Annotated in this window: 9 protein-coding genes and 3 pseudogenes; 5 read left to right on the top strand and 7 right to left on the bottom strand. The window is 69.8% G+C overall.

Translation table 11 applies throughout. The annotated features are described in order from the left end of the window. Positions 1 to 170: 170 nt before the first annotated feature. Together ACZ8AI_RS11605 and deoC are read right to left on the bottom strand one after the other, a co-directional pair. A complete protein-coding gene (locus tag ACZ8AI_RS11605) occupies positions 171 to 1,124 on the bottom strand; it encodes an ROK family protein (protein ID WP_464858350.1) in 954 nt (317 codons plus the stop codon). 131 nt (positions 1,125 to 1,255) lie between these two features. Next, a complete protein-coding gene (deoC, locus tag ACZ8AI_RS11600; protein ID WP_464858349.1) occupies positions 1,256 to 2,002 on the bottom strand; it encodes a deoxyribose-phosphate aldolase in 747 nt (248 codons plus the stop codon). Positions 2,003 to 2,044: 42 nt separating this feature from the next. Here deoC and ACZ8AI_RS11595 point away from each other — a divergent pair. The 4 genes and pseudogenes from ACZ8AI_RS11595 to ACZ8AI_RS11580 all read left to right on the top strand — a co-directional run bounded on the left by ACZ8AI_RS11595 (position 2,045) and on the right by ACZ8AI_RS11580 (position 6,318). Beyond that, positions 2,045 to 3,578 (top strand): annotated as a pseudogene (locus ACZ8AI_RS11595) (SDR family oxidoreductase). 109 nt (positions 3,579 to 3,687) lie between these two features. Further along, positions 3,688 to 4,212, top strand: a complete 525-nt coding sequence (locus ACZ8AI_RS11590; protein WP_464858348.1) for a GDSL-type esterase/lipase family protein — start codon at positions 3,688 to 3,690, stop codon at positions 4,210 to 4,212. Then, positions 4,212 to 4,676 carry a DUF6804 family protein gene (locus ACZ8AI_RS11585; RefSeq protein ID WP_464858347.1) on the top strand — a complete coding sequence of 155 codons (465 nt, stop codon included), beginning with the start codon at positions 4,212 to 4,214 and terminating at the stop codon, positions 4,674 to 4,676. The genes ACZ8AI_RS11590 and ACZ8AI_RS11585 overlap by 1 nt, the downstream gene beginning before the upstream one ends. 88 nt (positions 4,677 to 4,764) lie before the next feature. Continuing rightward, positions 4,765 to 6,318, top strand: coding sequence for a stealth conserved region 3 domain-containing protein (locus ACZ8AI_RS11580; RefSeq protein WP_464858346.1), 1,554 nt, complete (start codon positions 4,765 to 4,767; stop codon positions 6,316 to 6,318). Between the two features lie 453 nt (positions 6,319 to 6,771). On the opposite strand, the gene ACZ8AI_RS11575 is transcribed toward ACZ8AI_RS11580, so the two are convergent. The 5 genes and pseudogenes from ACZ8AI_RS11575 to ctaE form a co-directional block, all read right to left on the bottom strand. Then, the gene (locus ACZ8AI_RS11575) at positions 6,772 to 7,731 is read right to left on the bottom strand and encodes a phosphodiesterase (protein WP_464858345.1); all 960 of its coding nucleotides are present in this window, start codon (positions 7,729 to 7,731) and stop codon (positions 6,772 to 6,774) included. Positions 7,732 to 7,896: 165 nt separating this feature from the next. Continuing rightward, positions 7,897 to 9,584, bottom strand: a pseudogene (qcrB, locus tag ACZ8AI_RS11570) (cytochrome bc1 complex cytochrome b subunit). Further along, positions 9,584 to 10,652: pseudogene (qcrA, locus tag ACZ8AI_RS11565) on the bottom strand (cytochrome bc1 complex Rieske iron-sulfur subunit). Before qcrA ends, qcrB begins: the two co-directional pseudogenes overlap by 1 nt. 33 nt (positions 10,653 to 10,685) lie before the next feature. Beyond that, on the bottom strand, positions 10,686 to 11,495 hold the full coding sequence (gene qcrC / locus ACZ8AI_RS11560) for a cytochrome bc1 complex diheme cytochrome c subunit (RefSeq protein WP_071293026.1): 810 nt from the start codon (positions 11,493 to 11,495) through the stop codon (positions 10,686 to 10,688). A 21-nt stretch (positions 11,496 to 11,516) separates the two neighbouring features. Continuing rightward, on the bottom strand, positions 11,517 to 12,071 hold the full coding sequence (gene ctaE, locus ACZ8AI_RS11555; RefSeq protein WP_464858516.1) for an aa3-type cytochrome oxidase subunit III: 555 nt from the start codon (positions 12,069 to 12,071) through the stop codon (positions 11,517 to 11,519). Between the two features lie 155 nt (positions 12,072 to 12,226). Here ctaE and trpD point away from each other — a divergent pair, with 155 nt between their 5' ends. After that, positions 12,227 to 13,282: an anthranilate phosphoribosyltransferase gene (gene trpD, locus ACZ8AI_RS11550; RefSeq protein ID WP_464858343.1), complete on the top strand. Its 1,056-nt coding sequence runs from the start codon at positions 12,227 to 12,229 to the stop codon at positions 13,280 to 13,282. The last annotated feature ends 3 nt before the right edge of the window (positions 13,283 to 13,285 follow it).

Genomic DNA, 13,285 nt, shown 5'->3' with positions numbered 1-13,285 from the left:
ACATCCTGCCGGACCACCCTGTCCGTCCGGCACCCCTGTGGACAGCGGACGGCGTGCAGACGGACTGGAGGCGCGTGGCGGGCCCGCACCGCGCCTCCAGGCCGTCACCGGCCACCTCCACAGCCGACGGCCGCCCTGTGGGACCGGCGCGGCGCTCGACCGGCGCGGACTCAGCGCAGGACGTCCGCGCGGTGCACGAGCGCTGCGGCTCCGATGAGCGGACCGTCCTGCGACAGGCCGGTCGGGACGATCCGGACCTTGGTCACGAAGCCGAACTCGACGCGCTCCGCGACGGCCTGCCGCGCGTACTCGAACAGGTCGGGCGTGACGTGCGAGAACCCGCCACCGACCGCGACGATCTCGAGGTCGACCAGGCTCGTGGCGGCGGCGATCGCCTGCCCGAGCGCCCGGCCGCTCCGCTGGACGGCAGCGACGGCGATCTCGTCGCCGGCCGCGTACGCCGCCGACAGCTCCTCGCCGGTGGTGCCCGTGAAGCCCTGGCGCTGTGCCCAGGCGACGGTCTTCGGGCCGCTGGCGATCGCCTCGAGGCACCCGGTGCCACCGCAGGCGCAGTGGTCGTCGAAGCCGCCGCACTCGACGTGGCCGATGTGCCCGGCGTTGCCGGTCGGACCGCTCACGGTGCGGCCGTGCAGGATGAGCCCGCCGCCGACGCCGGTCGACACGATCATGCCCATCACGTGGTCGTAGCCCTGGGCCGCCCCGACCCAGTGCTCGGCCAGCGTGATCGCCAGCCCGTCCATCCGGAGGGTCACCGGGACGCCTGCCGGCACGTGCTCTGCGACGCGGTCGCGCAGCGGGTAGCCGCGCCAGACCGGCATGTTGAGCGGCGACACGAGCCCGTGCTCCTCGTCGACGGGGCCGGCCGAGCCGATCCCGACGCCGACGAGCGTCGCGTCGACGGGCAGGGCCGCGAGGGCCGCGGTGACGACCTCGTCGACGGCCGCCTGCAGTTCGTCGGAGGTGCGCTGCGGTCCGGTCGGGCTGCGGAAGCGCGTGGCCGGCAGCACGACGCCGGCGTCGGTGACGAGCGCGGCCTCGACCTTGGTGCCGCCGAGGTCGACGGCGAGGGCCAGCGGGGTGGTCTGCGTTGCGGTGGTGGTCATGCTCGCTCCGATGCGGCGGACTGGAGGCACGGTGCGGCTGCGGGACGCAGCCTCGCGTCCGGTGGGCACCGGCCCGTGTGGTGGGTCGGGTCGGGTGGGCCGGCCGACGTCGTCGACGTCGGTCGCTCCGGTCAGTAGGACGAGGTGTCGTCGCCGAGGGCCGACGCGGTGCCGGTCTCGGTGCGGTGCGCCACGTCGTCGAGGATGCGTGCGGAGGCACTCGTGCCGATGCGGTTCGCTCCGGCCTCGACCATCTCGAGCAGGGTGTCGAGCCCGCGGACGCCGCCCGAGGCCTTCACACCGGTGTCGGGTCCGACGGTCTCGCGCATGAGGCGGATGTGCTCGGCCGTCGCACCGCCGCCGGCGAACCCGGTGGAGGTCTTCACGAAGGCCGCGCCGGCGGACCGGGCTGCGCGGGAGGCGGCGACGATCTCGTCGTCGGCGAGGAACGCGGTCTCGAGGATGACCTTCACGACGGTGCTGCCCGCGGCGTCGACCACGGCGCGGACGTCGGCTTCGACGCGCTCCCAGTCGCCGGACCTGGCGGCGCCGATGTTCTGGACCATGTCGAGCTCGAAGGCGCCGTCGGCGAGGGCCTGGAGCGACTCGGCGACCTTGGCGCCGGTGGACGTGGTGCCGTGCGGGAAGCCGATGACGGTGCCGACGCCGACCCCGGTGCCCTGCAGGCGCTCGACCGCGTGGGCGACGTCGCTCGGACGGACGCACACGCTGAAGACGCGGTACCGGGCAGCCTCGTCGAGCTGGGCGTCGACGTCCGCACGGGTGAGTTCGGGCTTCAGGATCGCGTGGTCGATGAGACCCCGGACGACATCGGCACTGATCTGCTGGGGTTCGGCGGGGAACGCTGCATTGTCCACCCCGCAAGCCTACCCGGAGGCGACCCGCGTACCGTTCCCCGCATGCACGTCCTCGTCACCGGGGCCACCGGGTACATCGGCGGTCGCCTCGTCCCACGTCTCCTCGAAGCCGGCCACAGCGTCCGGGTCTTCGTCCGCACCCCCTCGGAAGCTCCAGGACGTCCCCTGGCACGACGACGTCGAGATCGCCGAGGGCGACCTGCAGGACGCCACGGCGGTGCGCGCCGCCGTCGAGGGGGTCGAGGCCGTGTACTACCTCGCGCACGCGATGGGGGCGGAGGGCGACTTCGAGCGCGCCGAACGCCAGGCCGCCGAGACCATGGCGCACGAGGCGAAGGCCGCCGGCGTCCGTCGCTTCGTCTACCTGGGCGGACTGCACCCGGACGGCGAGCTGTCGAAGCACCTCCGCAGCCGGAAGGAGGTCGGCGACGTCCTGCTCCAGTCCGGGGTGCCGACGATCGCGTACCAGGCCGGCGTCGTCATCGGGTCGGGGAGCACCTCGTTCGAGATGATCCGCCACGTCACCGACGTCCTGCCGTGGATGCCGGCACCGCGGTGGGTGCGCAACCGCATCCAGCCGATCGCCGTGCGCGACGTCCTCTACTACCTCGTGCAGGCGCTCGAGATCCCGGCCGACGTCAACCGGACGTTCGACATCGGCGGGCCCGACGTGCTGCGCTACGGCCAGATGCTCAACGGGTACGCGGTCGAGGCGAAGCTGCCGCAGCGCCCGATCTCGGTCCTGCCGGTGCTCACGCCGCGCCTCGCCGCGCACTGGTTCAACGTCGTCACACCGATCCCGCGGAAGCTCGCGACGCCGATCATCGAGTCGCTGCAGTTCGAGTGCGTCCAGCGGGAGCACGCCATCGACGACGTGGTCCCGCGGCCGGCGGGCGGGCTCACGACCTACCGCCGCGCGGTGCGGCTCGCGCTCAGCCGGATGCGGACGGGCGAGGTCGAGACGAGCTGGCGGAACGCCACCCTCGCGGCGACGCCGGCGGACCCGCTGCCGAGCGACCCCGACTGGGCCGGCCACACCGTGTACGTCGACGACCGGAAGCGCCACTCGTCCGCCTCGGCCGAGGACGTCTGGCGCGTGGTCGAGTCCATCGGCGGCGACAACGGCTGGTACTCGTTCCCGCTCGCCTGGGTCGCCCGCGGGTGGATGGACAAGATCGCCGGCGGGGTCGGCCTCAGTCGTGGCCGTCGTGACCCGAAGCGCCTCGAGCAGGGCGACGCCCTCGACTGGTGGCGTGTCGAGCGGCTGGAGCGTGGGCGCTACCTGCGCCTCCGCGCCGAGTTCAAGTCACCGGGCCGTGCGTGGCTCGAGATGACCGTGACCCCGGCCGAGGACGGCGGCAGCGACTACCGGCAACGGGCGATCTACTTCCCCCAGGGGCTGTCCGGCCGGCTGTACTGGTACTCGATCCTGCCGTTCCACGGGGTGATCTTCCCCGGCATGGTGGAGCGCATCACGGCCGCCGCCGAACGCGAGTCCGAGCACACCGAGTCGACGGGGCGGAACTGGACCCAGCAGAATGGGAACCAGGAACCGGCACACGAGGAGGCAGCATGACCGCGGACGCAGTCCAGCCCGACGACGCAGTCCAGCCCGACGGGGCAGCGACCACCGAGGACCACGGCGCCGTCCTGTTCCTTGGTGACAGCATCACGGCCCAGGGGTCGTGGGGCGACTGGCTGCCGGGGAGCGCACCGTCAACCAGGGCGTCAGCGGCGACACCACCGACGGGGTGCTCGCGCGCCTCGACGACGTCATCGCCCAGCAGCCCGAGGTGATCGTCCTGCTCGTCGGCACCAACGACTTCGGCAACCACCGCGCGAGCGTCGAACACGTGGTCCGCGGGGTCGAGTCGGTGCTCGTCACGCTCCGGCGCGAGCTCCCGGGCGTGCGCCTCCTGCTCGTGTCGATCCTGCCCCGCCAGGCCGACTTCACCCCGAAGATCGAGGCCGCGAACCGGCACCTCCGCCAGTTCGTCGCGACCTGCCACGCGCAGTACCTCGACGCGTGGCCCGCCCTCGCCGACGGCGATCACCTCGACGAGCGCTTCACCGACGACGGGCTGCACCTCACCGACGAGGGCTACCGCGCGTACCTCGCCGAACTCGTGCCGGCCCTCGAGCGGGTCCGCGAGCTCCCGCCGATGTCCCGCTCGATCCAGGCGATCGACCTCGACGGCGCCTCGGCCTGATGGCCGCTCGGAAGGGGCGGCCCCCGGTGGGGTCGTCCCAGAGCGGGCTGCCCACGACGCCTGCCCGGGGGACCACGGGCAGCGGTCAGGGGGCTCGGCCGGCCGCCACCGGCAAGGCGGAGCTGCCGCCGTTCACCCGGCCCGCGCTCGCACCGTCGCTCATCGCCGCGATCGTCCTGCTCGCGTGCGTCGCGATCGTCGATTCGTCGGCGTTCGTCTTCGCCCGCTGGGGCGTGACCGTGCTGGCCCTGATCGTGCTCGTGTTCACCGTCCGCGGCCGTGCCTGGTGGGCAGCCGTCCTGATGGCCGCCGTCGCCGTCTGCTGGAACCCGCTCGCCGTCGTGGAGATCCCGGGCCAGGTCTGGGCGGCCCTCCAGCTCGTCGCAGCGGCGCTCTTCATCGTCGTGGGCATCCTCGTCAAGGTGCCGCGCGAGACGGCGGCGAGCAGCGCCTCCAGGCCCTGAACCGCCACCAGCGGGCCGAGCGTCCGCGCGGACGGTAGGATCGCAGAGGCCGGGTGCAGGACCCGGCCGATCGACCCGAAGGGCATGGATGAGCAACGAGACCGAGCCGGTGACCGAGAGTCCTCTGCTGAACCCTCGACCGTCCTCCGGCGGTCTCGACCGGCCGGACGTCGTCGTCCGCAAGGGTCGTCTCACGCTCGTCAACGGCCACCTCACCCCGCAGCAGTCGATGATCGAGGACCTCCTGTTCCTCGACGACGCACTCACCGCCGGCGACGTCGACCACCTGCTGATCCGCGGGAACGACCAGCGTCCGGTCATCGCCCTCGACGAGCGCGACCGACAGCGTGCCGAGAGCGCCGTGATGGCCGCCGCCGCGAACGAGCCGTTCTACGCGAAGCCGCCGGGCAAGCCCGCAGTGCTCGTCATCGACGACGGCCTGGCCTCCGTCGACGAACCCGTCCTCCGCGTGTTCCGCCCCCGCGTCGAGCCCCTCGGACGGCTCCGCTACGGCGCCGAGACGAGCGTGCAGGTCGAGTTCTGGCGCGTCACCGACACCGAGGTGCTCGCGCCCGTCGAGAACGCGCTGATGCGCCGCAGCCTGCCGATCGACGAGTTCGTGCTCGTCGACATCGAGCGGTACGGTCGCACCTGGCGCACCGTCGAGCACATGTTCGACGACCACGTCTCGGACATCCGCTTCCCGATCGACATCGTGTTCTCGTGGGTCGACGGCAACGCCATCGAGTACCAGCGCGCCCGCCAGGCCGCGCAGTCCGGTGCTGTTCTGGGCGAGGGCGACGACGCTCCGGCCCGCTTCCGCCAGATCGACGAGCTCAAGTACGCGCTCCGGTCCGTGCACACCTTCGCACCGTGGATCCGCCAGATCTACATCGCCACCGACTCGCCGGCGCCGGCATGGCTCGCCGACCACCCGAAGGTGCGCATCGTGCGGAGCGAGGAGTTCTTCGCCGACCCGTCCGTCCTGCCCACGCACAACTCGCAGGCCGTCGAGTCACAGCTGCACCACATCCCGGGCATCAGCGAGCACTTCATCTACTCGAACGACGACATGTTCTTCGGGCGCATGGTCGACCCGTCGTCGTTCTTCAGCCCGGGCTCCGTGACGAAGTTCATCCTCGCGACGACCCGGATCGGCCTCGGGTCGAACAACCCGGCGCGAAGCGGCTTCGAGAACTCCGCCCGCGTCAACCGGCGGCTGCTGCAGCAGCGCTTCGGTGCGGTCACGACCCGGCACCTCGAGCACGCGCCGACGCCGCTCCGGAAGTCGATCATGACCGAGATGGAGCACGAGTTCGCCGACGAGTTCGCGGCGACCGCTGCCTCGCGGTTCCGCGCGGCGGAGAACATCTCCGTCACCAACTCGCTCTACCACTACTACTCGCTGCTCACCGGTCGCGCGATCGTGCAGGAGAACGCGGACGTGCGGTACATCGACACGACGATGCAGTCCGGACTCCGAGCGCTCGACGACCTGCTCAAGAAGCGGAACGCCGACTTCTTCTGCCTCAACGACGGGAGCTTCCCCGAGGTGAGCGACGAGGAGCGGACCGAGCGCGTGACGGGCTTCCTCGAGAAGTACTTCCCGTTCCCGGCACCGTGGGAGCGATCGGGCGCGTAGGGCGCGGGCGGGCGCGTAGTGCTCGGGCGGGCCGCCGGGTCGCTCCAGGGGTGTCCGTGCGCAAGCGGGCGGGTGCGAGGGGGTGGCGAGCGACAAAGCGCTTGTCGACCGACGAGCACGGTGTCGCACTATGCACACGCAACCGTTGCAGACGCAACGAGCGACAAAACACATGTCGAACGACGAGCGCATTGTCGCACCATGCGCACGCAACCGTTGCAGACGCAACGAGCGACAAAGCGCTTGTCGAACGACGAGCACGTTGTCGCACCATGCACACGCAACCGTTGCAGACGCAACAGGCGACTCGAGCCCGCATGGCGCGCGCTACGAGCCACCCGCTCACCCCCGAAAGCGACAGTTCCCCGCGGGATGTTCGCGGGGAACTGTCGCTTCGGCGGGGGTGAGACCGGACTGTGCCGGACAACTGTCGCTTTCGCGGGCGACAGCGCCCTACCGGCGGATGGGGGAGACGGGCACCGCGTCGAGGGTGAAGACGGGGATGCTCGACGTGACCGGCGCCGGCTCGACCGCGGCGGGGATCGAGACGCCGGCGGCCTCGAGACGGGCCTCGGTCTCGGCCGCCGTGACGGGCTGCCCGACCGTGGCGTAGTGCCCGATCGGCACCACCGAGTGCACGACGTTGTTGCCGTAGACGTGCACCAGGTTGTACGACTGCGCGCCGTCGTGACCGCGGGTGCCGCCCTGGAACTCGGTGAGGTCTTGCGTGTAGCACGTCGCACTCGCCACCGAGACGGGGATGCCCGCGAACACGGCACTCGTCGAGTAGTGCAGGTGTCCGGCGATGATCGCGATGACGTCACTGCCCTCGACCACCTCGGCCAGGGCGTCCTGCTCGCGGAGCTCCACGAGGACCGCGAGGTCCTGCACGCTCGGCACGGGCGGGTGGTGCATCGCCAGGATGGTGCCGTGCGGCGCCGCCTCGGACAGGACCTCGGCGAGCCAGTCGAGCTGCTCGGGCGAGACCTCACCGTGGTGCCGGCCCGGCACGCTGGTGTCGAGCGTGATGACGCGCAGGCCGTTCACCTCGTAGACGAAGTCGACGGGGCGGTCGGTCGGCTGCAGACCGAAGAGCTCCTGGCGGAAGGCGCCGCGCTCGTCGTGGTTGCCCATCGCCCAGATGACCTGGGCACCGATGCGCTCGGCCGCCGGCTGGACGATGTCGCGGATGCGGGCGTAGGCACCCGGTTCGCCCTTGTCGGCCACGTCGCCGGTGACGACGATCGCTTCGGGGCGGGTGCCCGCGGCTTCGATGTCGGCGATGATCTCGGTCAGACGCGCGGCAGAGTCCACGTCACCGTAGAGGTCACCGTCGCCTGCCACGAGGTGGGTGTCGCTGAGGTGGAGGAGGAAGTGGTTCGGCCTGGGGTGTTCGGCCGTCCGGCTGTCCATCGGGGTTCCATTCCGTTGGCGGGTGCTCGATGCAACACAGTGCCACACCGTCCTGGACGAGTCCAGCACGTGTCGGTGAATCGAACGTGAACGTGACCCGGCGTGTTCCCGACGCACGAAGAAACCCCCGCCACTTCCGTGACGGGGGTTGCTTCGGCTGACTTGCTAGTGGTTGCCCGCTCCGACGGCAGCAGCGGGGTGCTCGCCGCCGTCCAACTCGGGACCGTGGTGCGCGGCGTGCGCTGCCTCGAGCTCGGCCTTCGTGACCGGCGTGATGCGGTCCTCGAAGAAGAAGCGGGAGACGCCGGCACGCAGCTTCTGCACGCTGGAGATCTTGCCCTTGGCGTTCGGGCGGATCATGAGCGGCTTGTACTCGTTGAACTGCAGGAGCTTCCAGCGCTCGTACTCGTCGAGCTGCTCGTGCACCTCGATGTACTCGCCGTGCGGCAGTCGCACGATGCGGCCGGACTCGTACCCGTGGAGCACGATCTCGCGGTCCTTCTTCTGCAGTGCGAGGCAGACACGCTTCGTGATCCAGAAGGCGAGGAACGGGCCGAGGACCGTCGTGGCCTGGATCACGTGGATCACGTGTTCGATCGAGACCATGAAGTGGGTCGCGATGATGTCCGACGACGCGGCGGCCCAGAGGCTCGCGTAGAGCGTGATGCCGGCAGCACCGAACGCCGTCCGGGTCGGGGCGTTGCGCGGGCGGTCGAGGATGTGGTGCTCACGCTTGTCACCGGTGATCCAGCCCTCGATGAAGGGGTAGAGCAGGATCGCCAGGATGAGGAGCACCAGCACCGCGATCGGCGCCAGGATGTTGAACGACACCGTGTAGCCGAACCACACGACCTCCCAGTGCGGCGGCACCAGACGGAGCGCACCGTCCGCGAAGCCGATGTACCAGTCAGGCTGGGTACCGGCGGACACGGGGGACGGGTCGTACGGGCCGTAGTTCCAGATCGGGTTGATCGTGAACATCGACGCGATGAGGGCGAGGATGCCCGCGACGATGAAGAAGAACCCACCGGCCTTGGCGGCGAACGCGGGGAGGATCGGGACACCGACGACGTTCTCGTTCGTCTTGCCCGGACCCGCGAACTGCGTGGCTTGTTGATGACGACCAGCACGAGGTGGACGCCGAGCACCGCCACGAGGATCGCCGGCAGCAGCAGGATGTGCAGCGTGTAGAGGCGGCCGACGATGTCGGTACCCGGGAACTCACCGCCGAACAGCAGGTAGGCGATCCAGACACCGATCACCGGGACGCCCTCGATCATGCCGACGATGATGCGCAGACCGTTGCCGGAGAGCAGGTCGTCGGGGAGCGAGTAGCCCGTGAAGCCCTCGGCCATGGCCAGGACCCAGAGGAGGAAGCCGAACACCCAGTTGAGCTCACGCGGCTTGCGGAAGGCGCCGGTGAAGAACACGCGGGCCATGTGCAGCATGATCGAGGCCACGAACAGCAGGGCCGCCCAGTGGTGGATCTGCCGGACGAAGAGCCCGCCACGGATGTCGAACGAGATGTTCAGCGTGGACTGCAGCGCCGTCGACATCTCGACGCCCTTGAGCGGGACGTAGGAGCCGTTGTAGACGACCTCGGCCATCGACGCCTGGAAGAAGAACGTCAGGAAGGTGCCGGAGAGCAGGACGACGACGAAGCTGTACAGCGCAACCTCGCCGAGCATGAAGCTCCAGTGGTCGGGGAAGATCTTGCGCCCGACCTCCTTCACGAGGCCCGAGATGCTCGTGCGCTCATCGATGTAGTTCGCGACCCCGCCGATGATGCGGGATCCACGCTCCGGCGCCGGCTTGGTGCTCGACGCGGGTGCGTTGGTGGTGGTGGTGCTCATCAGCGTTCACGCTCCCAGAAGGACGGTCCGACGGGCTCGTGGAAGTCGCTCTGGGCAACCAGGTAGCCGTCGTCGTCGATCGCGATAGGAAGTTGGGGGAGAGGGCGTGCGGCCGGGCCGAAGATGACGTCGCAGTTGTTCGACACGTCGAACGTGGACTGGTGGCACGGGCACAGCAGGTGGTGCGTCTGCTGTTCGTAGAGCGCGACCGGGCACCCCACGTGGGTGCAGATCTTGGAGTACGCGACGATGCCGTCGTAGCCCCAGTTCTCGCGCCCCTTGGCGGGGTTCAGGTCCTTCGGGTCGAGGCGCATGAGGAGGACGGCGGCCTTGGCCTTCTCCTCGAGCATGTGCTCCGAGTCGAGCATCCCGTCGGGGATGACGTGGAAGACCGAGCCGATCGTGACGTCGGACGCCTTGATCGGGAGACCGGTCGGGTCCTTGGTCAGGCGCATGCCCGACTTCCAGAACGTGTGGCGGAGCAGCTCGTTCGGGTCGGCCGCCGGCGCGAGGTCGCGCACCAGGACGATGCCGGGGAGCGGGAACGCGGCGAGGGCACCGATCATCGAGTTGCGGATCAGCTTGCGACGGCTGAAGCCGGACTCCTTGTCGGCGAGCTGGAAGGCCTCGACGGCCTTCGCGCGGGTCGCGTCCGTGCCACGGGTGGTGTGGCGGAGCTCCGAGATCTCGCGGTCGACGACGAGCGACTTCGACCAGTACACGGCGCCGAGGCCGAGCGCCAGCAGGGCCAGCGCGATCGACAGACCGAGGAAGAGGTTCGCGGAGCGGACCGTTGCCGAAGTCGTCGGAGTCGATCGGGAAGGCCACGTAGGCCGCGATCGCCAGGACGCTGCCCACGATCGACAGGTAGAAGAACGTGGCGACCTGACGCTCGGCGAGGCGCTGCTTCTTCGGGTCGACGTCGGTGCGGCGCGCGCGGTGCGGCGGCTCGCCCGGGTTCTCGAACGGGTCCGCGGGGAGGACCGCGATACCGGCCGGCGTCGTGGTCGTGCCGTGCTTCTCGACAGCCGAGGACGAGTTCAGTGCCTCGTCGTCGTGCTCTGCCATGGTGTTCCCTTCAGTGTCGTTCGACACGGACGATCAGTTGGACTTCGCGGTCAGCCAGACGGTCATCGCGACGACCGCGCCGAGTCCGAAGATCCAGATGAACAGACCCTCTGCCACCGGGCCGAGGGAGCCGAGGGCGAACCCACCGGGCGACTTGTTGTCCTGCACGTACTTGAGGTACGTGATGATGTCGGCCTTCTGCTCGGGCGTGAGGTTGAGGTCGTTGAAGACCGGCATGTTCTGCGGGCCGGTGACCATGGCCTCGTAGATGTGCTTGCCGGACACCGACTGCAGGTTCGGCGCGTACTTGCCCTCGGTCAACGCACCACCGGCGCCGGCCACGTTGTGGCACATCGCGCAGTTGATGCGGAAGAGCTCGGCACCCTCGGCGGCGTCGCCGTCCTCGCCGTTGGTGAGCTCGGTGGAGGGGACCGACGGGCCCGGGCCGAGGGACGCGACGTACTCGGCGAGGGCATCGACCTGCTCGTCCGTGAACTGCGCCGGCTTCTCTTCGGCCTGGGGACCCTGCGCAGCCATCGGCATGCGGCCGGTGCCGACCTGGAAGTCGACCGACGCGGCGCCGACACCGATGAGGGACGGACCCTCGCTGGTGCCCTGCGCGGAGAGGCCGTGGCAGGTGGCGCAGTTGGAGGCGAAGAGCTTCTGGCCCTCGTTCACCTTCGACTGGCTCGACGCCGCCACGGTGCTCGTGCTGTCGTCGGCGTTCGCCGTGGAGCTGAACAGCGCGTACGCACCGCCGGTGGTCATGAGACCGACGACGATGAGCGACACGGTCGCCATCGGGGAGCGGCGGCCCTTCTTGGACTTGCTTCTGTTGAACATGCGGTGGGGGCTATCCAGTTCCTACTTGAGAAGGTAGATGACGGCGAAGAGGCCGATCCAGACGACGTCGACGAAGTGCCAGTAGTACGACACGACGATCGCGGTGGTCGCTTCCTTGTGACCGAAGTTCTTGGCGGCGAAGCCGCGGCCGAGCGTCAGCAGGAAGGCGATGAGGCCGCCGGTGACGTGGAGGCCGTGGAAGCCGGTGGTCATGTAGAAGGCGGAGCCGTAGGCGCTGGAGGAGAGCGTCACGCCCTCGTGCCAGAGGTTCGCGTACTCGAAGATCTGGCCGCAGACGAAGATCGCGCCCATGCAGTACGTGACGAAGAACCACTCCGTCATGCCCCAGTCCTTCGGGTTCCAGCTGGTGCGGTGCACCTGGAAGCGCTCGGCGGCGAAGACCGCGAACTGACACGCGAAGCTGGACAGCACCAGGATGATCGTGTTCACCGAGGCGAACGGCACCTCGAGCTTGGAGGTCTCGGTCGCCCAGAGCTCGGGCGAGGTGCTGCGCAGCGTGAAGTAGATCGCGAACAGGCCGGCGAAGAACATGACCTCGCTGCCCAGCCACACGATCGTCCCCACGGCAACGGCGTTCGGCCTGTTCCAGGACCGGACCGCTGGCGGATCTGGAGAGAGGGGTGCTAGTCACGTCCTCCATTATGGCCGAAACCCCCGACAGTGTTTTCGCAGGAGACTGGCGGGTCTCTCGAATTCACTACGATCGAGACATGTCCGACCTCCTCACCTGGCCCTCGGCGATCAGCGCGCTCATGGCGCGCGAAGACCTGACGATCAGCCAGTCCACATGGGCCATGCAGGAGATCGTCCAGGGACGCGCGACCGAGGCGCAGATCGCGGCGTTCGTCGTGGCGCTCCGCGCCAAGGGCGAGACCGTCGACGAGGTCGTCGGCTTCCGCGACGCGATCCTCGAGGCCGCCGTCCCGCTCGACGTGGACCCGATGGCGCTCGACATCGTGGGCACCGGCGGCGACGTGGTCGGCACCGTGAACGTCTCGACGATGTCCGCGATCGTGATCGCTGCGGCCGGCGTCCCGGTCGTCAAGCACGGCAACCGCGCGAGCTCGTCGAAGTCCGGCTCGAGCGACGTCCTCGCCGCCCTCGGCCTCGACCTCACGATGGACGCCGCGCGTGTCGCGGACACCTTCCGGCGTGTCGGGCTGACGTTCGCGTTCGCCAGCGCCTTCCACCCCGGCTTCGCCCACGCGGGCAAGGTGCGGCGGGAGATCGGCGTCCCCACGGTCTTCAACTTCCTCGGGCCGCTCGTCAACCCGGCGCGCTGCGAGGCGAACGCGGTCGGGGTCGCGCAGCTCGAGCTCGTGCCGATCATCACGGGCGTGTTCCAGACCCGCGGGGCCACGGCGCTCGTGTTCCGCGGCGACGACGGGCTCGACGAGCTCACCACGACCGGTCACAGCCACATCTGGGAGGTCACCGGCGGCCGCGTGACCGAGCACGACATCGACCCGCGCGACCTCGGCATCGCCCGTGCCCGCATCGAGGACCTGCTCGGCGGCGACCCGGAGCACAACGCCGCCGTGGTGCACCGCCTGCTCGACGGCGAGGTCGGAGCGGTGCGCGACATCGTCCTGCTCAACGCCGCGGCCGGACTCGTCGCCTTCCGGCTGGCCGAGGACCCGTCCGAGGTGGAACGGCCGATCCTGCAGCGCTTCCGCGAGCAGATGCTCGTCGCGGCCGAGGCGATCGACTCCGGCGCTGCAGCGCGCAAACTGGCTGACTGGGTCGGCGCGGCCCCGGCCGCCTAGCCG

This window comes from Curtobacterium sp. AC273 (genome assembly GCF_979253735.1).
Note: the sequence above shows the minus strand (reverse complement) of the source record. Positions and strands in the feature narration are given on the sequence as shown.

Excerpts from the sequence above, each read along its gene's own strand:
- ACZ8AI_RS11575 (WP_464858345.1), bottom strand. The coding sequence starts at position 7,731 with ATGGACAGCCGGACGGCCGAACACCCCAGGCCGAACCACTTCCTCCTC.
- trpD (WP_464858343.1), top strand. The coding sequence starts at position 12,227 with ATGTCCGACCTCCTCACCTGGCCCTCGGCGATCAGCGCGCTCATGGCG.
- ACZ8AI_RS11605 (WP_464858350.1), bottom strand. The coding sequence starts at position 1,124 with ATGACCACCACCGCAACGCAGACCACCCCGCTGGCCCTCGCCGTCGAC.
- ACZ8AI_RS11585 (WP_464858347.1), top strand. The coding sequence starts at position 4,212 with ATGGCCGCTCGGAAGGGGCGGCCCCCGGTGGGGTCGTCCCAGAGCGGG.
- qcrC (WP_071293026.1), bottom strand. The coding sequence starts at position 11,495 with ATGTTCAACAGAAGCAAGTCCAAGAAGGGCCGCCGCTCCCCGATGGCG.
- ACZ8AI_RS11580 (WP_464858346.1), top strand. The coding sequence starts at position 4,765 with ATGAGCAACGAGACCGAGCCGGTGACCGAGAGTCCTCTGCTGAACCCT.